General features: G+C 70.8%; 24 protein-coding genes and 2 tRNA genes. 13 read left to right on the top strand and 13 right to left on the bottom strand.

Features of this window, described 5'->3' with window-relative positions; all coding sequences use genetic code 11:
• Positions 1 to 142: 142 nt before the first annotated feature.
• The 5 genes from clpX to ACFY0K_RS12985 form a co-directional block, all read right to left on the bottom strand.
• On the bottom strand, positions 143 to 1,429 hold the full coding sequence (clpX, locus tag ACFY0K_RS13005) for an ATP-dependent Clp protease ATP-binding subunit ClpX (RefSeq protein ID WP_093503035.1): 1,287 nt from the start codon (positions 1,427 to 1,429) through the stop codon (positions 143 to 145).
• 202 nt (positions 1,430 to 1,631) lie between these two features.
• On the bottom strand, positions 1,632 to 2,297 hold the full coding sequence (locus tag ACFY0K_RS13000) for an ATP-dependent Clp protease proteolytic subunit (RefSeq protein ID WP_351959215.1): 666 nt from the start codon (positions 2,295 to 2,297) through the stop codon (positions 1,632 to 1,634).
• A gap of 73 nt (positions 2,298 to 2,370) precedes the next feature.
• Positions 2,371 to 2,976 (bottom strand): ATP-dependent Clp protease proteolytic subunit, encoded by a 606-nt coding sequence (locus ACFY0K_RS12995; protein WP_093503033.1) that lies wholly within the window; start codon positions 2,974 to 2,976, stop codon positions 2,371 to 2,373.
• Positions 2,977 to 3,377: 401 nt separating this feature from the next.
• A complete protein-coding gene (tig, locus tag ACFY0K_RS12990) occupies positions 3,378 to 4,772 on the bottom strand; it encodes a trigger factor (RefSeq protein ID WP_390639874.1) in 1,395 nt (464 codons plus the stop codon).
• Positions 4,773 to 4,959: 187 nt separating this feature from the next.
• A tRNA-Pro gene (locus ACFY0K_RS12985) sits at positions 4,960 to 5,036 on the bottom strand.
• Positions 5,037 to 5,211: 175 nt separating this feature from the next.
• Between ACFY0K_RS12985 and ACFY0K_RS12980 the strand changes: the two genes are divergently transcribed.
• Positions 5,212 to 5,282, top strand: a tRNA-Gly gene (locus ACFY0K_RS12980).
• A 95-nt stretch (positions 5,283 to 5,377) separates the two neighbouring features.
• Complete coding sequence (locus tag ACFY0K_RS12975) at positions 5,378 to 5,590, top strand: hypothetical protein (RefSeq protein ID WP_388596560.1); 213 nt, start codon at positions 5,378 to 5,380, stop codon at positions 5,588 to 5,590.
• Between the two features lie 97 nt (positions 5,591 to 5,687).
• On the opposite strand, the gene ACFY0K_RS12970 is transcribed toward ACFY0K_RS12975, so the two are convergent.
• Entirely contained in the window at positions 5,688 to 5,882 is a 195-nt protein-coding gene (locus ACFY0K_RS12970; protein ID WP_089107496.1) for a hypothetical protein, read from the bottom strand.
• A gap of 458 nt (positions 5,883 to 6,340) precedes the next feature.
• Here ACFY0K_RS12970 and ACFY0K_RS12965 point away from each other — a divergent pair, with 458 nt between their 5' ends.
• On the top strand, positions 6,341 to 7,459 hold the full coding sequence (locus ACFY0K_RS12965; protein WP_390639873.1) for an acyltransferase family protein: 1,119 nt from the start codon (positions 6,341 to 6,343) through the stop codon (positions 7,457 to 7,459).
• Between the two features lie 13 nt (positions 7,460 to 7,472).
• Here the strand turns inward: ACFY0K_RS12965 and ACFY0K_RS12960 are convergent, their stop codons facing one another.
• The gene (locus tag ACFY0K_RS12960) at positions 7,473 to 7,925 is read right to left on the bottom strand and encodes an HD domain-containing protein (protein ID WP_390639872.1); all 453 of its coding nucleotides are present in this window, start codon (positions 7,923 to 7,925) and stop codon (positions 7,473 to 7,475) included.
• Positions 7,926 to 8,141: 216 nt separating this feature from the next.
• Positions 8,142 to 9,305, bottom strand: coding sequence for a PP2C family protein-serine/threonine phosphatase (locus tag ACFY0K_RS12955; protein ID WP_382721638.1), 1,164 nt, complete (start codon positions 9,303 to 9,305; stop codon positions 8,142 to 8,144).
• Between the two features lie 174 nt (positions 9,306 to 9,479).
• On the opposite strand from ACFY0K_RS12955, the gene ACFY0K_RS12950 reads away from it, so the two are divergent.
• Complete coding sequence (locus ACFY0K_RS12950; RefSeq protein WP_390639871.1) at positions 9,480 to 10,721, top strand: GNAT family N-acetyltransferase; 1,242 nt, start codon at positions 9,480 to 9,482, stop codon at positions 10,719 to 10,721.
• Positions 10,722 to 10,728: 7 nt separating this feature from the next.
• On the opposite strand, the gene ACFY0K_RS12945 is transcribed toward ACFY0K_RS12950, so the two are convergent.
• Both ACFY0K_RS12945 and ACFY0K_RS12940 read right to left on the bottom strand, forming a co-directional pair.
• The gene (locus ACFY0K_RS12945; protein ID WP_390639870.1) at positions 10,729 to 11,532 is read right to left on the bottom strand and encodes an Fpg/Nei family DNA glycosylase; all 804 of its coding nucleotides are present in this window, start codon (positions 11,530 to 11,532) and stop codon (positions 10,729 to 10,731) included.
• Positions 11,533 to 11,836: 304 nt separating this feature from the next.
• Positions 11,837 to 12,322, bottom strand: coding sequence for a ribose-5-phosphate isomerase (locus ACFY0K_RS12940; RefSeq protein ID WP_390639869.1), 486 nt, complete (start codon positions 12,320 to 12,322; stop codon positions 11,837 to 11,839).
• Positions 12,323 to 12,539: 217 nt separating this feature from the next.
• On the opposite strand from ACFY0K_RS12940, the gene ACFY0K_RS12935 reads away from it, so the two are divergent.
• Complete coding sequence (locus ACFY0K_RS12935) at positions 12,540 to 13,985, top strand: amino acid permease (protein WP_390639868.1); 1,446 nt, start codon at positions 12,540 to 12,542, stop codon at positions 13,983 to 13,985.
• Positions 13,986 to 13,988: 3 nt separating this feature from the next.
• Here ACFY0K_RS12935 and ACFY0K_RS12930 read toward each other — a convergent pair whose 3' ends face one another.
• The gene (locus tag ACFY0K_RS12930; protein ID WP_390640005.1) at positions 13,989 to 15,653 is read right to left on the bottom strand and encodes a protein kinase; all 1,665 of its coding nucleotides are present in this window, start codon (positions 15,651 to 15,653) and stop codon (positions 13,989 to 13,991) included.
• A 297-nt stretch (positions 15,654 to 15,950) separates the two neighbouring features.
• Between ACFY0K_RS12930 and ACFY0K_RS12925 the strand changes: the two genes are divergently transcribed.
• Positions 15,951 to 16,682, top strand: coding sequence for an LPXTG cell wall anchor domain-containing protein (locus tag ACFY0K_RS12925; protein ID WP_390639867.1), 732 nt, complete (start codon positions 15,951 to 15,953; stop codon positions 16,680 to 16,682).
• 66 nt (positions 16,683 to 16,748) lie between these two features.
• Here ACFY0K_RS12925 and ACFY0K_RS12920 read toward each other — a convergent pair whose 3' ends face one another.
• On the bottom strand, positions 16,749 to 17,333 hold the full coding sequence (locus ACFY0K_RS12920; RefSeq protein WP_390639866.1) for a biotin transporter BioY: 585 nt from the start codon (positions 17,331 to 17,333) through the stop codon (positions 16,749 to 16,751).
• 435 nt (positions 17,334 to 17,768) lie between these two features.
• On the opposite strand from ACFY0K_RS12920, the gene ACFY0K_RS12915 reads away from it, so the two are divergent.
• From ACFY0K_RS12915 to ACFY0K_RS12885, 7 genes are all read left to right on the top strand, one after another.
• A complete protein-coding gene (locus tag ACFY0K_RS12915) occupies positions 17,769 to 18,977 on the top strand; it encodes an ROK family protein (protein WP_390639865.1) in 1,209 nt (402 codons plus the stop codon).
• Between the two features lie 195 nt (positions 18,978 to 19,172).
• The gene (locus tag ACFY0K_RS12910) at positions 19,173 to 20,240 is read left to right on the top strand and encodes an ABC transporter substrate-binding protein (protein ID WP_390639864.1); all 1,068 of its coding nucleotides are present in this window, start codon (positions 19,173 to 19,175) and stop codon (positions 20,238 to 20,240) included.
• A complete protein-coding gene (locus tag ACFY0K_RS12905; RefSeq protein ID WP_390639863.1) occupies positions 20,237 to 21,082 on the top strand; it encodes an ABC transporter permease in 846 nt (281 codons plus the stop codon). The genes ACFY0K_RS12910 and ACFY0K_RS12905 overlap by 4 nt, the downstream gene beginning before the upstream one ends.
• Positions 21,058 to 21,771, top strand: a complete 714-nt coding sequence (locus ACFY0K_RS12900) for an ABC transporter ATP-binding protein (protein WP_390639862.1) — start codon at positions 21,058 to 21,060, stop codon at positions 21,769 to 21,771. The genes ACFY0K_RS12905 and ACFY0K_RS12900 overlap by 25 nt, the downstream gene beginning before the upstream one ends.
• Before the next feature lie 112 nt (positions 21,772 to 21,883).
• Positions 21,884 to 23,236: an LLM class flavin-dependent oxidoreductase gene (locus ACFY0K_RS12895; protein ID WP_390639861.1), complete on the top strand. Its 1,353-nt coding sequence runs from the start codon at positions 21,884 to 21,886 to the stop codon at positions 23,234 to 23,236.
• A 40-nt stretch (positions 23,237 to 23,276) separates the two neighbouring features.
• Positions 23,277 to 24,167 carry a TauD/TfdA dioxygenase family protein gene (locus ACFY0K_RS12890; RefSeq protein ID WP_390639860.1) on the top strand — a complete coding sequence of 297 codons (891 nt, stop codon included), beginning with the start codon at positions 23,277 to 23,279 and terminating at the stop codon, positions 24,165 to 24,167.
• Between the two features lie 146 nt (positions 24,168 to 24,313).
• Entirely contained in the window at positions 24,314 to 24,961 is a 648-nt protein-coding gene (locus tag ACFY0K_RS12885) for a superoxide dismutase (protein ID WP_390639859.1), read from the top strand.
• A gap of 147 nt (positions 24,962 to 25,108) precedes the next feature.
• On the opposite strand, the gene ACFY0K_RS12880 is transcribed toward ACFY0K_RS12885, so the two are convergent.
• Positions 25,109 to 25,771, bottom strand: coding sequence for a DsbA family protein (locus ACFY0K_RS12880; RefSeq protein WP_351495350.1), 663 nt, complete (start codon positions 25,769 to 25,771; stop codon positions 25,109 to 25,111).
• Positions 25,772 to 25,846 lie beyond the last annotated feature (75 nt).

The raw sequence follows: 25,846 nt of genomic DNA, 5'->3' as shown, positions 1-25,846 counted from the left end.
GCCCCCGCGCACCCACCCCCCCCCCCGCTCGCGGCCGCGCGCCCCCCCCCCCCGCCCCCCCGCCCCCCCGCCCCCCCCCCCCCCGCCCCCGCCGCCCCCCCCCCCCCGCCCCCCCCGCTTCTGCGTGTGCCGGTGTGTGGGGTTACGCCGACTTCTGCTCCCCCGCGCCCCGCCCGCGGGCGTCGCGCGGGATCAGGGTCGGGTTGACGTTGGAGTGGACGACGTCGGCCGTGATGACGACGCGGGCCACGTCCTTGCGGGACGGGACCTCGTACATCACCGACATGAGGACCTCTTCCATGATGGCGCGCAGGCCGCGGGCGCCGGTCTGGCGGAGGATCGCCTGGTCGGCGATGGCCTCCAGGGCCTCGCGCTCGAAGTCCAGCTCCACGCCGTCGAGTTCGAAGAGGCGCTGGTACTGCTTGACGAGCGCGTTGCGCGGCTCGATGAGGATCTGGAGGAGGGCCTCACGGTCCAGGTTGTGGACCGAGGTGATGACCGGGAGGCGGCCGATGAACTCCGGGATCATGCCGAACTTGACCAGGTCCTCGGGCATGACGTCCTCGAACTGGTCCTTGGACTGCAGTTCGCGCTTGGAGCGGATGGTCGCGCCGAAGCCGATGCCCTTGGCGCCCGCCCGGGACTCGATGATCTTCTCCAGGCCGGCGAACGCACCGCCCACGATGAACAGCACGTTCGTCGTGTCGATCTGGATGAACTCCTGGTGCGGGTGCTTGCGGCCGCCCTGCGGCGGGACCGAGGCCGTGGTGCCCTCCAGGATCTTCAGCAGGGCCTGCTGCACGCCCTCGCCGGAGACGTCCCGCGTGATCGACGGATTTTCACTCTTCCGCGCGACCTTGTCGATCTCGTCGATGTAGATGATCCCGGTCTCGGCCTTCTTGACGTCGTAGTCGGCGGCCTGGATCAGCTTGAGGAGGATGTTCTCCACGTCCTCGCCCACGTAGCCGGCCTCCGTCAGCGCGGTGGCGTCGGCGATCGCGAACGGCACGTTCAGCATGCGGGCCAGGGTCTGCGCGAGGAGCGTCTTGCCGGAGCCGGTGGGGCCCAGCAGGAGGATGTTGGACTTCGCCAACTCGATGGCGTCGTCGCGGCCTTGGGCGCCGCCGTTCTCCCCTGCCTGGACGCGCTTGTAGTGGTTGTACACCGCGACCGAGAGGGCCTTCTTGGCGGGCTCCTGGCCCACCACGTAGCCCTCCAGGAACTCGTAGATCTCGCGGGGCTTGGGGAGTTCCTCCCAGCGCACCTCGCTCGTCTCGGCGAGCTCCTCCTCGATGATCTCGTTGCAGAGATCGATGCACTCGTCGCAGATGTACACACCGGGCCCTGCGATGAGCTTCTTGACCTGCTTCTGGCTCTTGCCGCAGAACGAGCACTTGAGCAGATCGCCGCCGTCACCGATGCGTGCCACGGTGTGCTTCCCCTTCGCCTGGGAGACGCCTGGACTCTCTCGAATCCAGCGGCTCCTGGTGCTGCCTTATGTCGACGGTACCTTGCCGGGCCCCTCGTACGGGCCCCCCTTGGCACGGTTCACTTTGACGTGCACCTTGCCGTGCGCGCGGTCGAACCGTGCCAAGAGCGGCAGAGAATACATTCTCTGTCAGCGGCCCCTGTCAGCGGACGTCGGTGTTGTTCATCTTCCGGGTGGAGATGATCTGGTCCACGATGCCGTACTCCAGCGCTTCCTCGGCCGTGAGGATCTTGTCGCGCTCGATGTCCTCGCGGACCTGCTCGATCGCGCGGTTGGAGTGCTTGGCCAGCATGGTCTCCAGCTGGTCACGCATCCGCGTGAACTCCTTGGCGATGATCTCCAGGTCGGAGAGCTGGCCACGGCCGGTGGAACCGGCCGGCTGGTGGATCAGCACGCGGGAGTTCGGCAGCGCCATGCGCTTGCCGGGCGTGCCGGCGGCGAGCAGGATGGCCGCGGCGGAGGCCGCCTGGCCCATGCAGACCGTCTGGATGTCGGGCTTCACGAACTGCATCGTGTCGTAGATCGCCGTGAGGGCGGTCATGTCGCCGCCCGGGCTGTTGATGTAGATCGAGATGTCCCGGTCGGGGTCCATCGACTCCAGGCACAGCAGCTGCGCCATGACGTCGTTGGCGGAGGCGTCGTCGATCTGGACGCCGAGGAAGATCACGCGCTCCTCGAAGAGCTTCGCGTACGGGTCGTACTCGCGGATGCCCTGGGAGGTGCGCTCGACGAAGCGCGGGATGACGTAGCGGGCGTCGGGCCGGGGCCCGTCGTAGCGGGCGTCAGCCGTGCCGGGGATGTTGCTCATGAGGGTGTTCACCGTCCTGGTGGCGTTCGGGGGGCTGGAGTCTCGGCGGAGCGTGGCGTGGCCGGGCCTGGTCTCAGGCGCCGGTGCCGCCGCCTCCCGGAACACCGGAGGCATGCGTGATGATCTCGTCAATGAGACCGTACTCCTTGGCCTCTTCCGGGGTGAACCAGCGGTCGCGGTCGCCGTCGCGGATGATGGCCTCGACGGTCTGGCCGGAGTGCTGCGCGGTCAGCTCGGACATCCGCTTCTTGGTGCGCAGCAGGTACTCGGCCTGGATCTTGATGTCCGAGACGGTACCGCCGAGGCCCGCGGAGCCCTGGTGCATCATGATGTCGGCGTGCGGCAGCGCGAAGCGCTTGCCGGCGGCGCCACCGGTGAGCAGGAACTGGCCCATCGAGGCCGCCATGCCCATCGCGATGGTCACCACGTCGTTCGGGATGTACTGCATGGTGTCGTAGATCGCCATGCCGGCCGTCACCGAGCCACCGGGGCTGTTGATGTAGAGGTAGATGTCCTTGCCGGGATCGGCCGCGAGCAGCAGCAGCTGTGCGGTGATCTTGTTCGCGATGTCGTCGTCCACCTGCTGGCCCAGGAAGATGATCCGCTCGCCGAGCAGCCGGTTGTATACCTGGTCGCCGAGGCCGCCACCGATCGAAGGCTCGCCGGCGGCGGAGGGCATCAGATTCGTCACGTATCCACCTGCTCGTCTGTACGACGGCGCCGGGCCGTCTCACGTTTCCCTAGCCGGGGGCTTGGCCGGGGGCTGCAGTCCTGCCGGACTCCGGTCCCCTTGCCCTCGTACTCATGGACCCTAACGCGATGGTCCCTTCGGGGAATCCCGGTAACAGGGCTGTTCGCCGGGGGCGTAGTCGCCTTCGGCGGTGGGCCGGCCGCTGTTTCGCCGTGCGTGTGAAGGTGCGGGGGCGTGTGCGGGTGCGTCCTGGTCGCTCGCGCAGTTCCCCGCGCCCCCGAGCGGCGGCTGCGCCGCCTTCGGGGGCGCGCCGCAGCCCCAGGGGACGGCAAAGGGGCCCCCGGGATGGTCCCAGGAGCCCCTGTGCGCCGCTACGGGCGCCGTAGGGCTCAGCCCTCGGTCGTGCCCTCGGCGGGGGCGTCGGTGGCCTCGGCGGCGGCCTCAGGGGCCTCCGTCGCGGTCTCGTCCTCGTCCTCGTCGTCCAGGTCGACGATCTCGCCGTTGGTGTCCTTCACCGTGGCGGCCTCGACCACGACGGCCAGGGCCTTGCCGCGGGCGACCTCGCCGACCAGGAGCGGGACCTGGCCGCCCTCGACGACGGCCTGGGCGAACTGGTCGGGGGACATGCCGGAGGAGGCCGCGCGCCGCATGAGGTGCTCGGTGAGCTCCTCCTGGTTGACGTTCAGCTTCTCGACCTTGACCAGCTCGTCGAGGACGAACTGGGTCTTGATGCCCTTGACCGCGGCCTCACGGGTCTCGGTCTCGAACTCCTCCTCGGTCTTGCCCTGGATCTCCAGGTACTTCGCGAGGTCGAGGCCCATCTGGCCGAGCTGGTGGTGCTCCAGGTTGTGCTTGCGGGTGTTGATCTCGTCCTCGAGCAGCTTCTCGGGGACGGGCACCTCGACGAGCTCCAGGAGCTTCTCCAGGACGCGCTCCTGGGCCTGCGTGGCCTGGTCGTACGTCTTCATGTCGGCGAGGCGCTTGCGGCTGTCGGCCTTGAGCTCGTCCAGGGTGTCGAACTCGGAGGCGAGCTGCGCGAACTCGTCGTCCAGCTCCGGGAGTTCGCGGGCGGCGACCTGGGTGACCTTGACGGTGACCTCGGCCTCGCGGCCGGCCGCGGAGCCGCCCTTGAGCTCGGAGGTGAAGGTGGCCTCGCCACCGGCCTCCAGGCCCTTCACGGCGTCGTCGATGCCGTCCAGCAGCTCGCCGGAGCCGATGGTGTAGGAGACGCCGCTGGCGATGCCGTCCTCCAGGACCTCACCGTCGACCTTGGCCTCCAGGTCGATGGTGACGACGTCGCCGTCCTCGGCGGCCCGCTCGACCGGGGAGGTGGAGGCGAAGCGCTCGCGGAGCTGCTCCACGGACTTCTCGACGTCCTCGTCCGACACCTCGACGGCGTCGACCTCGACCTCGATGCCGGAGTAGTCCGGGATCTCCAGGGCCGGGCGGACGTCGACCTCGGCGGTGAAGTTCAGCGTCTCGCCGTCCTTCAGCTCCGTGATGTCGACGTCGGGCTGGCCCAGCGGGTTCAGCTCGGCCTCGTTGACCGCTTCGGTGTAGAACTTCGGAAGCGCGTCGTTGACCGCCTCCTCCAGGACCGCACCGCGGCCGAACCGCTGGTCGATGACGCGGGCCGGGATCTTGCCCTTGCGGAAGCCCTTCACCGTGACCTGCTGGTTGATCTTCTTGTACGCCGCGTCGAGGCTGTCCTTGAGCTCCTCGAAGGGCACCTCGACAGTGAGCCGAACCCGGGTCGGGTTCAGGGTCTCCACGGCGCTCTTCACGGTTCGGTCTCCTTGTGGCTGACTTCTCGGGTTCTGCCGGTGCCAGAGGGGCCCGGCGGAGTTTCGCCGCCCGGAGGAGTTCGCAGGCCGCCGTACAGGGGGCCGGGACACACGGGCGCGCAGCTTGCATAGTAACCGCAGCGGCTCAGCGCCCCAAAAGGCGATCAAGACGGACGCCGTCAGGTGGTGGTCGGGGTGGCGGGATTTGAACCCACGGCCTTCCGCTCCCAAAGCGGACGCGCTACCAAGCTGCGCCACACCCCGTTTCGGTGCGACACGTAGGGTACATGCCCGGGCCGCCCACGTCGGCCGCTTTGTTCACCCGCACGGGCATAGCCCGACCGCCGCATCCGCGCCGCGCCATCGCGTTGGCCTACGCGCCGGACGACCCGCTACGATGCCTTCGGTGCCGCGGTCCCCGACCTGCGGCGCGTGTTGTGCGGGCGTAGCTCAATGGTAGAGCTTCAGTCTTCCAAACTGACTACGCGGGTTCGATTCCCGTCGCCCGCTCCGAATGGCTCAGGCCCAGGTCACCGGGTGGATTCACCCGGTGACCTGGGCCTCGGTCGTAGCCGGGACCGGATCGGCAGGGAGGCGGAGCCGACGTGGCCATGGGAGCGGCGGGGCTGCCCGGCAGAGAGTGGATGGTCAAGGACGCGAAGGGTCGTAAGTACAGCTACGACTCGGAGGAAGAGGCGTTCCGGGAGCTCCCCGAGCATGGGGAGGGTGCCACCGTGTGGACCCGCGAGGTCTATCGGGTTCTGTTCGTCACGAGGTCGGTCGACGGCTGGAAGCAGGTCCCCGTTCCCCGCGGATAGGCGGACGGAGCGCACGGGGTGGGCGGCGGGCACGCGTGCGCCGCAGGTCACTGCCGTCGTCGTGGCGCGGGCCGCGTGCCGTCGGCCGCCCCCGCGGTCAGAAGTTGATCGAGTTTATGGTCTGCGCCAGCGAGTCGAGGAAGCGCTGGATGGAGGGGGCCATCCCGGTCGACGCGAGGAAGAAGCCGAACAGGACGGCGACGATCGCGGGGCCCGCCTTGATGTTCCCCCCTCTCATCATCACCACAAGGATGATCGCCAACAGCAACACCACAGACAGTGAAATGGCCACAACTGATCACACCCTCGGTCGGTCCGCTCTCCGGCCTGGGGTACGGCCCCGCACCCCGCCAGATCCATCGTGCCACCAACCCGGCCGCACTATGCGGTTCGTGACACAACGTCGACAACTCACCGCACACCGACAACCGCCCGCACTGCATTTCGAGGCCCCACCCGCCCACGGCCGCACGGCAATTGACGGACATGGTTTCCGTGTCCACACAACTCGTGCGCAGCCAATTCGAATTATGGACACAGGTACGGCAGGGCGCGGCCACCTATGCTCGTTATGCACCAATTAGTAGGGATGAATGCGGACATCACGGGTGTAAGTGCCGCATGGAACTGCATACGCGCAGGCATCGGCCCCGGTAAATCCCCCGGCGATCAAGATTCGGTTCCCGCCGATTACCAGGAATAGCATCGGCGGTTTTACGGAATCCCACAGGCGACGCTAGGGTGCCTCAGATGTTTGCCGCCGCCACGTCCCCCGGCCAGAACCGAACACCGCGTCCCCCGGCCCGGCCGCCGGCGGACAGACCGCGCGACGCGTTCTTCGACAACGCCAAGTACCTGGCGATCGTGCTCGTCGCGATGGGTCACTCCTGGGAGCCGCTGAAGGGCGACAGCCGCGTCCTGGAGGCGGCGTACTGCCTCGTGTACGCCTTCCACATGCCGGCCTTCATCATCATCTCCGGCTACTTCTCCCGGAACTTCGACATGCGCCCCGACCGGCTGAAGCGGCTGGTCACCGGGGTCGTCGTCCCCTATGTCCTGTTCGAGACGGCCTACTCGCTCTTCCAGCGCTTCGTGGTCGGCGACTCCGGCCAGGACGTCAGCCTGCTCGACCCCTGGTACCTGACCTGGTTCCTGTGCGCGCTGTTCGTCTGGCGGCTGACCACGCCCCTGTGGCGGGCGGTCCGCCATCCCCTTCCGGTCGCCTTCGCCATCGCGATGCTGGCGTCCGTGTCCCCGAGCATCGGTGACGACCTCGACCTCCAGCGGGTGCTGCAGTTCCTGCCGTACTTCGTGCTCGGCCTGTGCCTGCGGCCCGAGCACTTCCGGCTGGTGCGCCGGTGGCCGGTGCGGATCGCCGCGGTGCCGGTGTTCGCCCTCGCGCTGGCGTTCGCGTGGTGGTCGGTGCCGCGGATGAACACCGCGTGGTTCTACCACCGGGACTCCGCGCAGGAGCTGGGCGCGCCGTGGTGGTGCGGGCCGGTGATGGTGCTCGCCATGTTCGGCTGCTCGATGGTGCTCACGGCCGGCTTCTTCTCCTGGGTACCGGGCCGGCGGACGTGGTTCACGGCGCTGGGCGCGGGCACGCTGTACGGCTACCTCCTGCACGGCTTCGTCGTGAAGTACGGCGTGCACGCGGGCTGGTTCGACCCGAAGTGGCTGCACGGACCGCTCGGCGAGATCCTCGTCACGGCGCTCGCGGGTGGGTGCGTGACGCTGCTGTGCACCTCGCCGGTGCGGCGGGTGTTCCGGTTCTCCATGGAGCCGCGGATGGACTGGGCGTTCCGGCGGGACGCGGCGGAGACGGCCCGGGAGCGGGAGCCGCGGAGCCGGGAGATGGCCGGCGTGTGACGCCGGGGTCCGCCTAGGCGGGGAGGCCGAGGAGGGCGCGCATCCGGGCGTACTTCTCGGTCAGCCGGCTCCGGGTGGCCTCGTCCAGTACGGCGAGCCGGCCGGGGTCGGCGTTGTGCGCGAGGTCGGCCTCCTTGACGAGGAGGGCGCCGGGGGTGGCGAGGACGCGCCGGGCGTACGACTCCAGGGGCTCGCCGGGGTGCTTGGTCAGGGCGCGCACGACCGCCTTCGTGCGGGGGCTGAGGGCGGCCGTGTCCAGCCACTCCTCGGTGAGGGCGTGATCCTCGACGGCGTCGTGCAGCCAGGCGGCGGCGATCTGGTCCGGGTCGCCGCCACGGGCGCGGACGCCGTCGGCCACGGCGGCGAGGTGCTCGGCGTAGGGCCGGCCTGCCTTGTCGGTCTGCGCCGCGTGGGCGTCACGGGCGAGTCTCTCGACGTCGGCGAGGGAGAGCGGGGTCGGGGTCACGGTGCGAGTATCTCGTGGCCGGGGCGGGGGGTGTCCCTTACCGGCGCTCGCAGAGTGCCGCCGCGCCCACCCGTGCCGCCCCAGCGGCACGACTGCCCGCAGCTATGCCTTTCAGGGCCGCCGCTGCACGGATACGGCTGGGGACAGCGCCCCGTCAGGGGCGCGGGGAACTGCGCGAGCGGCCACGACGGGCTCGCGGACGGCGACGGTTCGCGGTCATCTCGCCGCCTCCCGGCAGATCAGCAGCAGCGCCCTGTCGTCGTTGACGTCCTTCGCGACCGCCTCGATGAGGTGCCAGGCGGCGCCATGGAAGCCGCCGGCGACGTAGCGGTCGGCTTCTCCCGTGAGGCGGTCCATGCCTTCGACGATGTCGCGGTCGGCGGTCTCCACCAGGCCGTCCGTGAAGATCATGAGGACGTCGCCGGGCCGCAGGGAGCCCTTGACCGGGTCGAACTGGGCACCGTCGTACACGCCGAGGAGGGGGCCCTCGGCGGCCTTCTCCTCCCAGCGGCCGCTGCCGGCGCTGAGCTGGAGGCCGGGCGGGTGGCCCGCGGAGTACAGCTCGTAGTCGCCGGAGTCGAGGTCCAGGACCAGGTGTATGGAGGTCGCGAAGCCCTCGTCCCAGTCCTGGCGGAGGAGGTAGCCGTTGGCGGCGGGGAGGAAGGCGTGGGGCGGCAGGGAGCCCAGGAGGCCGCCGAAGGCGCCGGAGAGGAGGAGGGCTCTGGACGCCGCGTCCATGCCCTTGCCGGAGACGTCGGTGAGGACGACCTCCATCGTGCGGCCGTTGTTCGTGCGGGCCGCGACCACGAAGTCGCCGGAGAAGGACTGCCCGCCGGCCGGCCGCAGGGCCATCTCGCGGTGCCAGCCCGGCGGCAGCTTCGGCAGCTTGCTCTGCACCCGGATACGTTCGCGCAGGTCGAAGAGCATGGTGCCGCCGCGCCGCCAGGGCACGCCGACCCGGCTGCGGAACTGGGCGGTGAGCAGACCGAAGAAACCGCAGGCGGCGACGGTCAGGACCACGCCCGGGGTGACCCGGGAGGGGCCCTCGGTGTAGGGGCCGAGCCGTACCGACTCCACGATCAGGGCGGTGGCGGCCGCCGCGTACAGGCCGAGCAGGCTCGCCGGGCGCAGCAGCAGGCCGCCCGCGACGATCGGGAGGACCAGCGTGGCCGGCGAGAACCAGACCGAGTTGGCGAGGGTCATGGCCGCGAGGACCGGGACGGTCAGGAGCAGTCCGATCAGGGCGATCCAGTCGGATCCGTCGCCGCGGAAGTAGTCCACGGCGCTTCTGCGCACGCCGACGCGGACCCGGTGCCACTGCACTTTCCACCGGGCCGGGAGGGTGTCGGCCTTCGCGCGCCGCTCTCGGTCTACTGCCATTAGTTCGGGACCCTATCCATCGGACCAGCTGCTTGGCACGGGAGGTCCCACTTGTCCCCCGTCCGAGGCTCACCTTCGGGTGCGACTTCACAGTGAACTTCACCGGAAGCCCCCGCGTCGCCGTCCGGGAGAAATTCGCTGGCTCGTCCTGCAATGCCCTGGTAGTCATGGCGTATGGCGACCGAGCGTGCGACCGAGTTGAAGGTGCTGCGTCCCGAGGAGTTCGACGGCTGGTGGGACCACCTGGTGCGGGCCTTCGGCGCCGGTCCGGCGCCGGCCGAGGAGCGCGACCTGGACCGGTCCCTCACCGAGTACGAGCGCTCGCTGGCCGTCTGGGACGGGTCCGAACTCGTCGGGACGGCGGGGGCGTTCCGGTTCCGGATGACCGTGCCGGGCGGTGCCGTGCTGCCCACCGCGGGGATCACCATGGTGAGCGTCGCCGCGACGCACCGGCGGCGCGGGGTGCTGACGTCGATGATGCGCCGCCAGCTGGACGACATCCGGGAGTGGGGCGAGCCGCTGGCCGCGCTGACCGCCTCCGAGCCGGCGATCTACGGCCGCTTCGGGTACGGCGCCGCGACCTTCCAGCTGCAGGCCGAGATCGACACCAGCCGGGTGACGCTGGACGTGCCGGCCGGCACCGGTGACGTACGGCTGCGGTACGCCGATCCGGCCGAGGTGCTCGGCGCGTGCGAGGCGGTCTACGCGGAGCTGGTGCCGCTGCGGCCCGGGATGCTGGCCCGGCAGCCCGGGTGGGAGCGGGCGGGGCTGCTGGACCCGGAGAGCGAGCGGGGCGGGGCGTCGGCGCTGCAGTGCGTGGTCGCCGAGCGGGACGGTGAGGTCACCGGGTACGCCCGGTTCCGTACGAAGATGGGCTGGTCGGCGAGCGGGCACGACGGCACGGTCACGCTGGAGGACCTCGCCGCGCTCGACCCGGCGAGCGACGCGGCGCTGTGGCGGTTCCTGTTCGGCATCGACCTGATGTCGAAGCTGACGGTGCGGGGGCGGCCGGTCGACGACGCCTGGCAGTACCAGGTCTCCGACATCCGGCGCTGTCTGACGCGGGTGCGGGACATGGGGTACGTGCGTCTCGTGGACGTCGGTGCGGCGCTCGCGGCGCGGACCTACCAGGCGCCGGTGGACGTGGTGCTGGAGGTGGCGGACGCCTTCTGCCCCTGGAACGCGGGGCGTTGGCGGCTGACCGGGGACGCCAAGGGGGCGTCCTGCGAGCGTACGACGGACGCGGCCGAGCTGACGCTGTCGGTACGGGAGTTGGGGGCGGCGTACCTCGGTGGCGTGTCCCTGCTGTCGCTGGCGCGGGCCGGGCGGGTGGGCGAACTGCGGCCGGGGGCGCTGGCGGAGGCGTCGGTGGCGTTCGGGTCACCGGTGCTGCCGTGGCTGCCGCACGGCTTCTAGCGCGCGCTCAGCGTTTCTGGCAGGTGGGGCACCAGAAGAGGTTGCGGGCGGCGAGGCCTGCGGTGCGGATCTCGGAGCCGCAGAGGTGGCAGGGCAGGGTGGCCCGGCGGTAGACGTACACCTCGCCGCCGTGGTCGTCGACGCGCGGCGGGCGGCCCATCGCCTCCGGGGTGTGCTCGGGCCGCACGGTGTCGATGCGGTTGTGGCGGACGCCTTCGTGCATGAGCCCGACGAGGTCGGCCCAGACGGCGTCCCACTCGGCTGGGGTGATGTCCCTGCCCGCGCGGTAGGGGTCGATCCCGTGCCGGAACAGGACCTCGGCGCGGTAGACGTTCCCGACCCCGGCGATGACCTTCTGGTCCATCAGCAGGGCTGCGATCGTCGTACGGCTGCGGGAGATCCTGCGGTACGCCGTGTCCGGGTCGGCGTCGGCACGGAGCGGGTCGGGGCCGAGGCGGGCGTGTACGGCGGTCTTCTCGGCGTCGGTGATCAGGGCGCAGGCGGTGGGGCCGCGCAGGTCGACGTAGGCGGTCGGGTTCGCCAGGCGCAGGCGGACGGTGTCGGTGGCGGGGGGCGCGGGGGCGTCGCCGAAGGTGACCTTGCCGAAGAGGCCGAGGTGGATGTGAACCCAGTCGCTGTCGCGGAAGCCGAGGAAGAGGTGCTTGCCGTGGGCCTCGGTACGGGTGAGGGGGGCGCCGTCGATCAGCTCCGCGGCGTCGGAGAACTTGCCCTGCGGGCTGGTGACCCGTACGGGCCCGGTGAGCCGACGGTAGTCCAGCGCGAGCCGGTGGATCGTGTGCCCCTCTGGCACTGACGTGATTCCTTTCCCACCCACCCACCCGACTCGGTCAGTGGAGAGGTGAACGTCGAAGGACCGGAAGCCCCCCGGGCACGGAGCCCGGGCGCAGCGCCCAGTAAGAGGCACGGAACTTTGTCGGCTCCGCCGGAGGCAGCGCCCCGTACGAGGCACGTTGTCGGCTCCGCCCGCGGGAGCGCCCCGTAAGGGGCGCGGGGAACTGCGCGATCAGCCCCCGCGCGCCCGCGGGCGAACGACTACCGGCTGCCCCCTGCCCCGCCTCTCGGGCGACCGAGTCGGGCGGGTGGGTGGGCAGAGACTACGGCTGCGGGTGGTGCGCCGGGATGGGCGGGAGGTCGCCCGTGGTCTCGTACGCGGACAGCATGTCGATGCGGCGGATGTGCCGCTCGCCCTCGGAGAACGGTGTGTTCAGGAAGGTCTCGACGAACTTCGTCGCCTCGTCCTGCGTGTGCATGCGCGCGCCCACCGCGACGACGTTCGCGTTGTTGTGCTGTCGGCCGAGCGACGCGGTCTCCTCGCTCCAGGCGAGCGCCGCCCGCACCCCCTTCACCTTGTTCGCGGCGATCTGCTCACCGTTGCCGGAACCGCCGATCACGATGCCGAGGGCCTCGGGGTCGGCGGCCGTCCGCTCGGCCGCGCGGAGGCAGAAGGGCGGGTAGTCGTCGTCGGCGTCGTAGATGTGGGGGCCGCAGTCCACGGGGTCGTGGCCCGCCGCCTTCAGCCACTCGACGAGGTGGTTCTTGAGTTCGAAGCCCGCATGGTCGGAGCCGAGATACACGCGCATGGGACGAGTGTGACACGGGCCGGAACACCCGGCAGGGCCGGGGCCGCATACCCGACAGCGTCCCGGAATGTGTGAGCAACACTACAGAACCTCAGGAAAACCTCAAGTAACGATCTGGATTCAAAGGTTCAGGAATCAGTCCACCTCCGTTTCACTGGACCAACTCGTACGCCGCTCGTGCGAGAGCCCGCTCACCCGGCACAAAGGAATTCCCCCCATGACTGGCAACGGCCCCCACGACGGTCCCCGGGACGGTCTCCAGGCAGGACTCAAGAACCGGCATCTGTCGATGATCGCCATCGGCGGTGTCATCGGCGCCGGCCTCTTCGTCGGCTCCAGTACCGGCATCGCCACCGCAGGCCCCGGCATCCTGCTCTCGTACGCGCTCGTCGGCACGCTCGTGGTGCTGGTGATGCGGATGCTCGGCGAGATGTCCGCCGCGAACCCCACCTCCGGATCGTTCTCCGCACACGCGGACCGCGCGCTCGGCCGCTGGGCCGGGTTCTCCATCGGCTGGCTGTACTGGTTCTTCTGGGTGGTGGTGCTGGCGGTCGAGGCGACCGCCGGCGCCACGATCCTGGCAGGCTGGATCCCGGCCGTACCGCAGTGGGGCTGGGCGCTCATCGTGATGGCGGTGCTCACCGCCACCAACCTGGTCTCCGTCGGCTCCTACGGCGAGTTCGAGTTCTGGTTCGCCGGCATCAAGGTCGTCGCGATCGGCGCGTTCATCGTCGTCGGCCTGCTCGCGGTGCTGGGCGTACTGCCCGGCGCGGACACCGACAGGGCGAGCTTCTCCAACCTCACCGGCCACGGCGGGTTCCTGCCGCACGGGCCCGGCGCCATCCTCACCGGCGTGCTGCTCGTCGTCTTCTCCTTCATGGGCAGCGAGATCGCCACCCTGGCCGCGGGTGAGTCCGAGGACCCGCAGCGCGCGGTCACCAAGTCCACGAACAGCATCATCTGGCGGATCGGCGTCTTCTACCTCGGCTCGATCCTGATCGTGGTCTCGCTGGTGCCGTGGAACGACCCGTCCATCAAGGAGAAGGGCTCCTACGTCGCCGCCCTCGACTCCCTCGGCATCGCGCACGCCGGCCAGATCATGAACGTCATCGTGCTGACGTCGGTGCTGTCCTGTCTCAACTCCGGTCTGTACACGGCCTCCCGGATGGCCTTCTCGCTCGGGCAGCGGGGTGACGCCCCGAGGGCGTTCGCCCGGACCACCGCCCGCGGGGTGCCGATGGCCGCGATCGTCGCGTCCGTGCTGTTCGGGTTCGTCGCCGTCTTCTTCAACTACAAGTTCCCGGACTCCGTCTTCCTCTTCCTGGTCAACTCCAGCGGCGCGGTGGCCCTGTTCGTCTGGCTCGTCATCTGCTTCTCGCAGCTGCGCATGCGGAAGATCGTCCAGGCCGAGGCGCCGGAGAAGCTCGTCGTGAAGATGTGGCTGTACCCGTACCTGACCTGGGCGACGGCCGGTCTGATCGTGTTCGTCCTCGGCTACATGCTGACCGACACGGAGGGCGAGAGCAGCGGCCGTACCACCGTGCTGCTCTCGCTGCTGGTCGCGGCGGCGGTGGTCGCCGTCGCGGTGGTGAAGGAGAAGGTGACCGGCGGCCGGGCGAAGGAGGCGGTCGCCGAGCCCGCCGACCAGGTGTCCGTCGGCTGATCCTCACAGCAGGGTGAAGCTCTCCTTCACCTTGTCGTAGGTACGTACGGCCTGGGCTTCGACCGCCGGCTGGTACCAGGTGTTGATCTGGTACGACTTGCCGCCGGCGTCGAAGCCCAGCAGCCGTGCGTGCCAGGGGGTGCCCCTGAGGGTGAAGGTGTACTCCCAGACCACGGCCGGGTGGCCGCGGAAGGTCGTCTCGGCCAGCCGGATCTTGGTGTAGTCCTGGCCCTGGTGGGCGCTCTGTTCGGAGGAGCGCCAGCTGTCCATGAGGTTGCCGCGGGCGAGCGAGGACTTGGCGACGAGTTCCTGGCTGCCGTCGGGGGAGGTGTAGTGGACCTCGGCGCCCGTCTTCACGTCCCTGCGCCAGCCGGTGGGCGGCGCCCAGGCGAAGCCGCCGGCCTCCTCGTGGGTGCCGGGCGGGAGGGAGCGGGGGCGGGCGGTGCCCGCCACGGTGGCCGACGGATCGGTTGTGACTGAGGGGGTTGAAGAGGTCCCGGTCGCTGTGTCCTTGTCGCCGCCGCCCGTCGTGGTGGTCAGGAGGATGACGAGGGCGGTGGCTACTGCGGTGGTTCCCAGTACGGCCAGGAGAGCTGTGCGTTCGGGGGCTTTGCGCCGGTGGGTCGCCGCGGGCTCGTTGTGGCTGGTCGCGCCGTTCCCCGCGCCCCTGACGGGGCGCTGCGGTTCGGGGCGGTGCAAGGCGGGGTCCAGCTGCGGACGGGTCGGGTCCGTCGAGTTGGCCGACGGGGTCTCCGAGCGGACCTCCGCGCGAGGTTCCGAGGCCGCCTCTGTCGATGCGCTGACCGGCGTCGGCGGCTGCGGGCGTTCGTCCTCGGGGGCCGGGAGGTGTACCACGTACGCCGGGGTGGGGCGTTCCGGCGGGTGCGGGGCCGGATAGCGCTCCGTCGGGGTCTGGGCCGGGTACGCCACCGGGCGCAGTTCCCGTTCCACCTCCTCCAGGCCGGGGCGTACCGTCGGTTCCTTCGCCAGCAGTGCTGCCAGCAGGTCGTGCAACGGGCCTGCCGTGGCCGGGAGTTCGGGTTCCTCGTAGAGGACGGCGTGCAGGGTGGCCAGGGTGGTGTCGCGGGAGAAGGGGGAGCGGCCGCCGAGGGCCGCACACAGGGTCGCGCCGAGCGACCAGAGGTCGGAGGGCGGGCCCTGCGGGCGGCCGGAGACGCGTTCGGGCGCCATGTAGTCGGGGGAGCCGACGAGCATGCCGACCATGGTGAGCGCCTTGGCGTCCTGGATCGCGGCGATGCCGAAGTCGGTGAGGACGACCCGGCCCGCGGTGCTCTCGACGAGGACGTTGCCGGGTTTGATGTCGCGGTGCAGCACTCCCCCGGCGTGCACCTGGCGCAGCGCCCCGACCAGGCCGAGGCCGATCCGGGCGGCCGCGCGCGGGCTCAGCGGCCCCTCCTCGGCCATGATCCACTCCAGGGAGCGGCCGTTGACCAGCTCCATGACGATCCACAGGCGTTCGCCCTCGTCGACGACGTCGTAGACCCGCACCACGTTGGGGTGGTCGATCCGGGCGGTGGCCCTGGCCTCGCGCAGGGTGCGTTCGCGGCGGGTGCGGGTGTCCTCGGCGTCGAGGCCGTCGATCCGCATCTCCTTGACGGCGACCTGCCGGTCGAGCGTCTCGTCGGCGGCCCGCCACACCCGCCCCATGCCGCCCTGCCCGATGCTCTCGGCCAGCCGGTAGCGGCCGGTCACCAGCAGCCCGGGAACACCGCCCGGCCCCGCGTTCTCCGGATTCCCCGCATTCCCCGGGCTCTCCCCGCCAACTGAATTCCCTGAATTCTCTGAATTCCCCGGCAATTCGCTGCACCCCCTCAACGGCCGCCCCTGCCGACACACAATGGTCACACTTACGGCCGTACCAGCATAGTGCGGAGAAATCTTGTGGTACCTCTTCAAGTGACCGCGAATTCAGGCGCGGTCCAGGGGGTTGCAAGGGGGACGAACATGAGTTCTCGTCGTACGCTCCGGAGGCTGACCGTGGTCACGGGATCGCTGGTCACGGCATCTTTCTCGGCCGTGATGATCCTGCCGTTCACGGCCGTCGCCGACGACCAGGGGCCGGGCAGCGGCAAGGGGGGAAAGGCGGTCGACCAGGCACCGGACGGGGTGAAGCTGACGACCGCACTGCCCGCGAGGATCTCGGTCGACAACAGTTCACAGAAAACGGCGATTACCGCCACCGTGAAGAACGAAGGGACCAAGGAAAGCGACAGTATCCGGCTTTTGGTGGTCGGTTTCGACGGGCTGAAGGTCACCGGGGTGCAGGGGTGCGACGCCGTCGCCGCGAAGGACCTGCCGGCCGGTTCGAACAGCGCCTTCAGCTGTCCCGTGGGCGCGCTGGGCGCCGGCAGGTCGAGGTCGTACGCGGTCGACGCGACGTTCGATCTCGGCAGGACCGGGAAGATCTGCCTGCCCGTGCAGAGCGCGGACGGGAAGAAGACGTTCTGGCAGCAGGGCCCGGTGCCGTTCGGTACGACGAACCCGTCGCCGAACGCCCCGGCCACCCCGCTGCTGCTCGGCACCGACAACAAGCCGGTGGGGCCGAGCGGCGACCAGCTGCCGAAGACCGGCGCGGGACGTGACGTGCTGCCGCTCGGGGCGGCCGGCGCGGCGCTGATCGCGGCCGGGGCGGCGGGGGTGTGGTGGTCGCAGCGCAGGCCGCGGCGGCAGTCGTAGCGGCCGGTACGACAGCGGGGCCCGGGGTGCCGAAAGCATCCCGGGCCCCGCTGTGGTGGTGCGGGGTCAGCGCTTGCCGACGAGCTTCCACGCCGCGGGCACCGCGCCCATCGCCAGGGCCGCCTTCACCGCGTCGCCGATCAGGAACGGGGTGAGGCCGGCCGCGATCGCCGCGGACGCGGACATGTCCGCGGCGTAGGCCAGGTACGGCACGCCGACCGCGTAGATGAGCGCCTCGCCGAGCAGCATCGTGCCCGCCATGCGCAGTACGCCGCGGTCGGCGCCGCGCCGGGCCAGGGCGCCGACGACGGCGGAGGCGAGCATCATGCCGAGGATGTACCCGAAGGAGACCGAGACGCCGGAGGTGCCGCTCGCGAACCACGGCACACCCGCGAGGCCGGCCAGCGCGTACAGGGTGAGGGAGAGCAGGCCGCGGCGGGCGCCGAGGGCGGTGCCGACGAGCAGGGCCGCGAAGGTCTGGCCGGTCACCGGGACCGGGGAGCCGGGCACCGGGACCGCGATCTGGGCGGCGAGGCCGGTGAGCGCGGCGCCGCCGGCCACGAGGGCCGCGTCGCGCACCCGGGACGCGGGCAGGAGATCGGCGAGGACGGTGCCGGTGCGGGTCGACGCGGCGGCGGTGGCGGTGCTCATGGGGACTCCGCGGGATGGGGGCAGGCAAGGGACTCTGTGACGCTATCCCGGCCCGTCTGAGCCGGACACGTCAGCGGTCGACAAAGGCCGGAAGCGGCACTTGGTGGGCTCCCCACAAAGGATGCGGGTTACACGCGGTACGGGGTGACGCCGATCACTGAGGCAGGGATGTTTCGGTCACGTCAACGGCATTGAACAGGCCTGTGGAGTTCCACCAATCGAATCCCAGCGCTCTGGTGGGATTCAAGGTTTCTGGCCTACGCTTCCGGACATGGTCGCCCAGTCCCGGAACTTCACGTCGCGTCGCTATGTCGACCTGCGGCGCCAGGGGGCTGCCACCTGTCGCCGTACGCCCTGAGGCCGCGCGGCGGGAGACCGGTCCGGCGCGCCTCGACCCGAGAGACGTGTCGGCCCCGTTCCCGAGGACGGTTTCCCATGCCCCGTACCGCGGCACCCCCGCTCACCTCCGCCCCCCGTGACCGGCGGCGGACCAGCGCCAGCGTGGTCCTCCGCTCGGTCCTCGAACACGGGCCGGTCGCCCGCTCCACCATCGCCCGGCTGACCGGGCTGTCCCCGGCCTCCGTCACCGACTACTGCGCCCGCTTCACCGAACTCGGCCTGATCCGGGAGACCGAGGCGCCGCAGCGCGCCAAGGGCGTGGGCCGGCCGCACGTGCCGGTCGACCTGGACGACTCGCGGTTCGTGGTCGGCGGGGTGCACGTGGCCGTCCCGTACACCACGGTCGCACTGCTCGATCTGCGTGGCCGGGTCGTCCTACGGCGTGAGTTGAAGCACCGGGACACCGATCCGCGCGCGGTGCTGGCGCGGGCCGCCGCCGGGCTCGCCGCGCTGCTCGACGAGGTGCCCGGCAGCCGGCCGCTGGGCGTCGGCGTCGCCGCCGGCGGCTGGGTGGACCGGGACTCCGGGACCGTCGTCGAGCACCCGCTGCTCGGCTGGCGCGAGGTGCCGGTGCGCGAGCTGCTCGGCGCGCGCACCGGGCTGCCGGTCCATGTGGACGGCCACGCGCGCGCGTTGGTCAACGGGGAACGCCTCTTCGGGCGCGCCCGGGGCAGCCGGAGCGTGCTGCACCTGTTCGTCGGCAACGTGGTCGACGCGGCCTTCGCCACCGGCGACGAGGTGCACCACGGCCCGCGCTCCCAGGCCGGCATGATCGGCCACCTCCCGGTGCCGGGCGGCACCGAGCCGTGCGGCTGCGGACGCACCGGCTGCCTCCAGGTGGAGCTCAGCGAACGCACCCTGGTGCGGCGGGCCCGGGCGGCCGGGGTGACGGACAGCGGCAACCCGATGGACGTCCTCGCGGCGGCCGGGGCCGGCGATCCGGCGGCCGCACGGCTGCTGGTGGAGCGGGCGCGGATGACCGGCCGGGCGGCGGCGCTGCTGCTCGACGTCCTCAACCCGGAGAGCGTGGTCGTCACCGAGGTCGGCGTGCTCTACCGCGAGGACTGTCTGCGCGCGCTGCGCGAGGCGGTCGGAACGGAGCGGGCGGCCGTGGTCGCGCCGACCAGTTTCGGGGCCTCGGTGCTGGCGGTGGCGGGCGGTTCGGTGGTCCTCGACGTGCTGTACCGGGACCCGCTGAGCGCCTCGCCCGCCGCGGCTCCGGCCCTGTCACCAGAGCTTATTTAATTCAGAAACTCGGAATATTGACAGCCGTCGCGCACGGCAAGGAACATCCATCCCATGACCTGTCGCACCCTCTGTTGCTGACGTCTTGACGCGCCCCGGGCGCGCATTTCCCTCTGCGTGAGATCTCTCTTTCCGGCCCCCCGTCGCCGGGAATTCGCCCTGCCTTTCTGCTGCTTTTCTCCCCGGAGCACTCCCATGCCTTCTGCGTCCTCCTCCGGCATCGACCGCCGGCTCTTCCTCACCTCACTGCTCGGCGCCTCGGCGGCCGTGGCCGGGCTGAGCGGCTGCGCGGGTGGCAGTGCCGCCGCCGACACCGCGGGCGCCTCGACCGCTCCGCTGGCCGACAAGGTCCCGGCCGGCACCAGCCTGAAGATCGCCTCCTATCTGGGCCAGCAGCAACTGGAGTTCAAGCTGGCGAAGCTGCCCGCGCTGCCGTTCACCGTGTCGAGCTGGGTGAACATCGGCGCCGGTCCCGACGTCATCAACGCGTTCCGCGCCAAGTCCCTCGACCTCGCCAACAACGCGGGAATTCCGCCGATCCAGGCGCAGTTCCAGGGTTTCGCCGCAAAAATCGTGGCGATCGAGCTGACCCGCAAGCCGAACTACCTGTTCGCCACCAAGCCCGGCAGCGACATACGCACGGTCGCCGAATTCAAGGGGAAGAAACTCGCCTTCTCCCAGGGGCAGGCCCAGGGTGTCGTCCTGCTGCGGGCGCTGAAGAAGGCCGGGCTCGCCTACGACGACGTGAAGCTGGTCCCGCTGACCAGCAACCAGTTCCTCACCGCCCTGCAGTCCGGCCAGGTGGACGTGGCCCCGCTGGCCAACTCCCAGGCGCCGGCCTACCTCCAGCAGTACGGCCCGAAGGGCGCGCACACCATCGCCACCGACGTCGTCGACCTGCTCAACCTGCTGTGGGCGCCGCAGGCGGTGCTGAACGACAAGGCCAAGGCGGCCGCGGTCGCCGCGTACATCCCGCAGTGGGCCAAGGGCCTGGTCTGGCAGTGGGAGAACCCGGACACCTGGAACGAGGAGTTCTACGTCAAGACCCAGAACCTGACCCTCGCCCAGGCCCAGGGCATCACCAAGCTCGCCAACAAGCCGCTGTTCCCGCCCAGCTGGGACGAGGCGATCAAGTGGGAGCAGGAGACAGCGGACCTGCTCGCGGAGGGCGGGTTCGTGAAGAAGACCGACGTCTCCGGGCTCTTCGACCACCGTTTCGAGTCCATCGCCGCCAAGGCCGTACCGGCGGAGTACCGGAAATGACCGCCGTGACCACCGGCACCGTGCCGGTTCCCGTCGCGCAGGACGAGGCGCACCGGGTCCGGCCGCGCCGCCGGCTCTCCCCCGGCCGCCGGCTGCCCGCCGCCCGGCTGGCCGGACCGCTCGTCGTCCTCGCCGCCTGGGCGATCGCCTCCGCCGCCGGGCAGCTCGACCCCGGCGCGATCCCCGCGCCCTGGACCGTCCTGGACACCGCCGTCCACCTGTGGACCGCCGGGACGCTGCGCACCGACATCCTGACCTCCGTGGAGCGGGCCGGGTACGGCTTCGCGATCGGCCTGACCGCCGGGGTGCTGCTGGCCCTGGCCTCCGGGCTCAGCCGCACCGGCGAGGCGCTGATCGACGGGACCGTGCAGATCAACCGGGCGATCCCGACCCTCGGCCTGATCCCGCTGTTCATCCTCTGGCTGGGTATCGGCGAGACCTTCAAGATCGCCATCATCGCGATCGTCGTCTACATACCGATCTACCTGAACACCCATGCCGCGCTGTCCGCCATCGACAGCCGGTACATCGAACTCGCCGAGGTGCTGGACCTGTCGAGGGTGCGGTTCATCCGGGAGGTCGTGATCCCCGGCGCGCTGCCCGGATTCTTCGTGGGGCTCCGGCTCGGCGTCACCGGTTCCTGGCTCGGCCTGGTCGTCCTGGAGCAGATCAACGCCACCAGCGGACTCGGCTACATGATGTTCCAGGCCCAGAACTACGGGCGCAGCGACATCATCCTCGTCGGTCTGCTGATCTACGGCGTCTTCGGTCTCGTCTCCGACACCGTGGTCCGACTCGTCGAACGGAGGGTGCTGTCGTGGCGCCGCACACTGAGCAGCTGACCCGACCCGCCGTGCGACTCCGGGGCCTGACCCGGTCGTTCGGGGAGCGTACGGTCCTCGACTCCGTCGACCTCGACCTGCCGGCCGGGCAGTTCACCGCGCTGCTCGGCCACAGCGGCTCCGGCAAGAGCACCCTGCTGCGGGCCGTCGCGGGACTCGACCACGGGGTCGCCGGCCGCGGGGAGCTCAGCGCGCCGGAGCGGGTGTCGGTGGTCTTCCAGGACTCCCGGCTGCTGCCCTGGCGCCGGGTGCTGGACAACGTGGTGCTGGGCCTGGACGGCAAGGACGCGCTCGACCGGGGTCGCGCCGCGCTCGAAGAGGTCGGCCTCGGCGGCCGTGAGCGGGCCTGGCCGGGCGAGCTGTCCGGCGGCGAGGCACAGCGCGCCGCGCTCGCCCGCTCCCTGGTCCGCGAGCCCGAACTGCTCCTCGCCGACGAGCCGTTCGGCGCCCTGGACGCGCTCACCCGGATCAGGATGCACCACCTGCTGCGCGAGCTGTGGAAACGGCACCGCCCGTCCGTCCTGCTCGTCACCCACGACGTCGACGAGGCGATCGTCCTCGCCGACCGGGTCCTCGTCCTGGACCGGGGCCGGATCGGCCTCGACCTGACCGTGGACCACGACCGGCCGCGCGGCGAGTACCGGGGCCGGCTGCTGGCGGCGCTGGGCGTCACGGAGGACGTCGCGTGACCGTCGGTCGCGGTGGCCGCCCGGGGGGCCGCCACCCCCGGACCCCCGCTCCGGCCTCCGGCCTCGTCCTCGACCGCCGGACGGGCTCAGAAAACCACGTAAAGGACCCCGCATGACCCGCCAGCTCCATCTCAACGCCTTCCTCATGAACACCGGTCACCACGAGGCCTCCTGGCGTCTCCCGGAGAGCGACCCGTACGCGCACGTCGATCTCGGGCACTACGTCGGGCTCGCGCGGACCGCCGAGCGCGGCACCTTCGACTCGCTCTTCCTCGCGGACGGCCCGCACCTGTGGGGGAGCGTCGCGCAGCGGCCGGCCGGAGCGCTGGAGCCGCTCACCCTGCTGACCGCGCTGGCCACGGCCACCGAGCACATCGGCCTGATCGCCACCGCGTCCACCTCCTACAACTCCCCCTACAACCTGGCGCGCAGGTTCGCCTCGCTGGACATCATCAGCGGCGGCCGGGCCGGCTGGAACATCGTCACCACGGCGGGCGCGGAGGCGGCCCGCAACTTCGGCATCGACGAGGAGCCCGCGCACGCCGAGCGGTACGCGCGGGCCGCCGAGTTCCTCGACGTGGCGCTGAAGCTGTGGGACAGCTGGGAGGACGACGCGATCGTCGCCGACAAGGCGGCCGGCGTCTGGGGCGACGACGCGAAGATCCACCCGCCCCGGCACCGGGGCACGTACCTCAGTGTCGAGGGCGCCCTGAACGTGCCCCGCAGCCCGCAGGGTTACCCGCTGCTGGTGCAGGCCGGGTCGAGCGAGGACGGCAGGGCGTTCGCGGCCCGGTACGCGGAGGCCGTGTTCACCGCGCAGCAGACCGTCGAGGAGGCGCGGGCGTTCTACGCCGACCTCAAGGCACGTACGGCCGCGGCGGGCCGCGATCCGGACCACATCAAGGTGCTGCCCGGCATCGTCCCCGTCATCGGCTCGACCGAGGCCGAGGCGCGGGCGCACGAGCAGGTCCTGGAGGACCACATCGTGCACCGGCACGGGGTGGCCAACCTGGAACGACTGCTCCATGTCCCGGCCGGCACCCTGGAGTTGGACGCCGAACTCCCCGCCGGCCTCCCGCCCGAGGACGCCATCGAGGGTGCCAAGAGCCGCTACACCCTGGTGGTCGGGCTCGCCCGCCGGGAGCGGCTCACGGTGCGGCAGCTGATCGGCCGGCTCGGCGGCGGCCGCGGCCATCTGACCTTCGCCGGAACGCCCGAGCAGGTAGCCGACGCGATCGAGACCTGGTTCACCCAGGGCGCCGCCGACGGCTTCAACATCATGCCGCCCGTGCTGCCCTCCGGCCTGGAGACCTTCGTCGACCACGTCGTCCCGATCCTGCGCGCCCGCGGCCTGCTGCGCGGCGAGTACGGCGCGCGCCGGACCCTGCGGGAGCGCTACGGCCTGCCGCGCCCCGCCAACCAGTACGTCACCCCCGCACTCACCACCGCACTCGCCACCGCCTGAAACCCGCAGAAAGTCCGAGAATCCGAAAGGACGCCCCCGCATGTCCATCGAGATCCGCAAGGTCACCGCGAACATCGGCGCCCAGGTCCTGGGCGTGGACATCGCCAAGCCGCTCGACGAGGAGCAGGTCGCCGCGGTCCGCGAGGCCCTGAACGTCCACAAGGCCCTGGTCTTCGACGACGTCCGCCTCGACGACGAGGGCCAGGAGGCCTTCGCCCGGCACTTCGGCGACCTCACCACGGCCCACCCGACGGTGCCCGCCGTCGACGGCGCCCCGAACGTGCTGCCCGTCGACAGCGAGCGCGGCCGGGCCAACCACTGGCACACCGACGTGACGTTCGTCCTGAACCCGCCCCAGGCCAGCACCCTGCGCTCGCTCACGGTCCCGCCGTACGGCGGCGAGACGCTGATCGCCAGTTCGGCCGCCGCCTACCGCCAGCTCCCGGAGCCGCTGCGGGCGCTGGCCGACACGCTGTGGGCGGAGCACACCAACGACTACGACTACGCCGTGCCGGACGAGGAGATCGACGCGGAGCAGGCCGCGCAGCGCGCGCAGTTCACGTCGATCAAGTTCCGCACGGTCCACCCGGTCGTCCGGGTGCACCCGCTGACCGGTGAGCGCGGGCTGTTCATCGGGGGGTTCGCGCAGCGGATCGTCGGGCTGTCCAAGGACGAGTCCCGCAGGATCCTCGACCTGCTCCAGGCCTACGTCACCCGTCCCGAGAACATCCTGCGCCACCGCTGGTCCCCGAACCAGCTGGTCCTGTTCGACAACCGCATCACCCAGCACTACGCCGTCGACAACTACGACGGCGCGCCGCGCCGCCTCAACCGCGTCACCGTCGCCGGTGACGTCCCGGTCGGCATCGAGGGCAAGGAGAGCTACTCGATCGAGGGCGACGCCTCGCACTACACGTCCGTGGCCGCGTGACCACGGCGCCTTGACGGCGCGCCCGCTCCCGCGAGGCCCCCACGTGACGACACGTGGGGGCCTCGCTTCTTGCCCCCGTCCGGCTTGTTGTTGCTAACGTGTAGTTGCAAGCTTCTTGCAATAAGGTTCGGAGGGGATCCACACCCATGCCCGTCTACACGCTTCCTGAACTGCCCTACGACTACTCGGCGCTCGCGCCCGTGATCAGCCCCGAGATCATCGAGCTGCACCACGACAAGCACCACGCGGCGTACGTGAAGGGCGCCAACGACACCCTGGAGCAGCTGGCGGAGGCGCGGGACAAGGGGAGCTGGGGGTCGGTCAACGGGCTGGAGAAGAACCTGGCGTTCCACCTCTCCGGCCACATCCTGCACAGCATCTACTGGCGGAACATGACCGGCCCGAAGGACGGCGGCGGCGAGCCGCTGGCGGCGGACGGCGTGGGCGACCTGGCGGACGCGATCACCGAGTCCTTCGGCTCGTTCGCGGGCTTCAAGGCCCAGCTCACGAAGGCGGCGGCCACCACCCAGGGCTCCGGCTGGGGCGTCCTCGCCCACGAGCCGCTCAGCGGGCGGCTGGTCGTCGAGCAGGTCTACGACCACCAGGGCAACGTCGGCCAGGCCTCCACCCCGATCCTGGTCTTCGACGCCTGGGAGCACGCCTTCTACCTGCAGTACAGGAACCAGAAGGTCGACTTCGTCGACGCGATGTGGGCCGTGGTCGACTGGCAGGACGTGGCCCGCCGGCACGCGGCCGCGCGGTCCCGGGCGGATGTGCTGCTGCTGGCTCCCTGAGCCGCCGATGCGTCCTGCCTCGTGATCGTCTTCTCACCGTTCACCGGGGGCAGGCGGAAGAAGGGAGGCCCCCGCGAGAACGTGACTCGCGGGGGCCCTCCTGTGCGCGGGTGCCTCAGAGCGTGCGGGCGAGGCCGCCGTGCTGGCCTACAGGTTGCTGAAGTCGGGGCCCTTGGTGCGGGTCCGCTTGATCTCGTAGAAGCCGGGGACGGAGGCGACCGCGAGGGTGCCGTCCCACAGGCGGGCGGCCTCCTCGCCCTTGGGGGCGGGGGTGACGACCGGGCCGAAGAAGGCGATCTGCTCGCCGTCGGAGCCGGGGACCGCGATGACCGGGGTGCCGACGTCCTGGCCGACCTTGTCGATGCCCTCCTTGTGGGAGGCGCGCAGCTCGGCGTCGAACTCGAAGTCCTCCTGGTCGGCGTAGTCGATCAGGTCGGCGGGCAGGCCGACGTCCGCGAGCGCGCCCGCGATGGCCTCCACGGTCGGGCCCTCGCCGTTGTTGTGGATCCGGGTGCCGAGCGCGGTGTACAGCGGGCCGAGGATGTCGGAGCCGTGCTTCTGCCAGGCCGCGGTGACGACGCGGATCGGCTTCCACGCCTTGGTCTCCAGCAGCTCGCGGTACTCCTCGGGCAGCTCGTCGAGCTTGGGCTCGTTGAGGACCGCGAGGCTCATGATGTGCCAGCGGACCTCGATGTCGCGGACCTTCTCCACTTCCAGGACCCACCGGGAGGTCATCCAGGCCCAGGGGCACAGCGGGTCGAACCAGAAGTCGACGGGGGTCTTGCCGGAGCTGGTCACGGTCTCGGACATGGTTCTCCTCGGAATACGGCCTTTTCCAGCGGCAACACCGTCACCGGCCACCCCATTCCCGGGTGCCCGCCGTCA

The sequence above is a fragment of the Streptomyces sp. NPDC001507 genome, assembly GCF_042894765.1.
Classification (GTDB): domain Bacteria; phylum Actinomycetota; class Actinomycetes; order Streptomycetales; family Streptomycetaceae; genus Streptomyces.
Note: the sequence above shows the minus strand (reverse complement) of the source record. Positions and strands in the feature narration are given on the sequence as shown.

Excerpts from the sequence above, each read along its gene's own strand:
- ACFY0K_RS12930 (WP_390640005.1), bottom strand. The coding sequence starts at position 15,653 with ATGGGGCGGGTGTGGCGGGCCGCCGACGAGACGCTCGACCGGCAGGTC.
- ACFY0K_RS12915 (WP_390639865.1), top strand. The coding sequence starts at position 17,769 with ATGCCCCGTACCGCGGCACCCCCGCTCACCTCCGCCCCCCGTGACCGG.
- ACFY0K_RS12955 (WP_382721638.1), bottom strand. The coding sequence starts at position 9,305 with ATGGCAGTAGACCGAGAGCGGCGCGCGAAGGCCGACACCCTCCCGGCC.
- ACFY0K_RS12920 (WP_390639866.1), bottom strand. The coding sequence starts at position 17,333 with ATGAGCACCGCCACCGCCGCCGCGTCGACCCGCACCGGCACCGTCCTC.
- ACFY0K_RS12940 (WP_390639869.1), bottom strand. The coding sequence starts at position 12,322 with ATGCGCGTGTATCTCGGCTCCGACCATGCGGGCTTCGAACTCAAGAAC.
- ACFY0K_RS12905 (WP_390639863.1), top strand. The coding sequence starts at position 20,237 with ATGACCGCCGTGACCACCGGCACCGTGCCGGTTCCCGTCGCGCAGGAC.
- ACFY0K_RS12925 (WP_390639867.1), top strand. The coding sequence starts at position 15,951 with ATGAGTTCTCGTCGTACGCTCCGGAGGCTGACCGTGGTCACGGGATCG.
- ACFY0K_RS12995 (WP_093503033.1), bottom strand. The coding sequence starts at position 2,976 with ATGCCCTCCGCCGCCGGCGAGCCTTCGATCGGTGGCGGCCTCGGCGAC.
- ACFY0K_RS12910 (WP_390639864.1), top strand. The coding sequence starts at position 19,173 with ATGCCTTCTGCGTCCTCCTCCGGCATCGACCGCCGGCTCTTCCTCACC.
- ACFY0K_RS12965 (WP_390639873.1), top strand. The coding sequence starts at position 6,341 with ATGTTTGCCGCCGCCACGTCCCCCGGCCAGAACCGAACACCGCGTCCC.
- ACFY0K_RS13000 (WP_351959215.1), bottom strand. The coding sequence starts at position 2,297 with ATGAGCAACATCCCCGGCACGGCTGACGCCCGCTACGACGGGCCCCGG.
- ACFY0K_RS12895 (WP_390639861.1), top strand. The coding sequence starts at position 21,884 with ATGACCCGCCAGCTCCATCTCAACGCCTTCCTCATGAACACCGGTCAC.
- ACFY0K_RS12935 (WP_390639868.1), top strand. The coding sequence starts at position 12,540 with ATGACTGGCAACGGCCCCCACGACGGTCCCCGGGACGGTCTCCAGGCA.
- ACFY0K_RS12880 (WP_351495350.1), bottom strand. The coding sequence starts at position 25,771 with ATGTCCGAGACCGTGACCAGCTCCGGCAAGACCCCCGTCGACTTCTGG.
- ACFY0K_RS12885 (WP_390639859.1), top strand. The coding sequence starts at position 24,314 with ATGCCCGTCTACACGCTTCCTGAACTGCCCTACGACTACTCGGCGCTC.
- ACFY0K_RS12890 (WP_390639860.1), top strand. The coding sequence starts at position 23,277 with ATGTCCATCGAGATCCGCAAGGTCACCGCGAACATCGGCGCCCAGGTC.
- ACFY0K_RS12950 (WP_390639871.1), top strand. The coding sequence starts at position 9,480 with ATGGCGACCGAGCGTGCGACCGAGTTGAAGGTGCTGCGTCCCGAGGAG.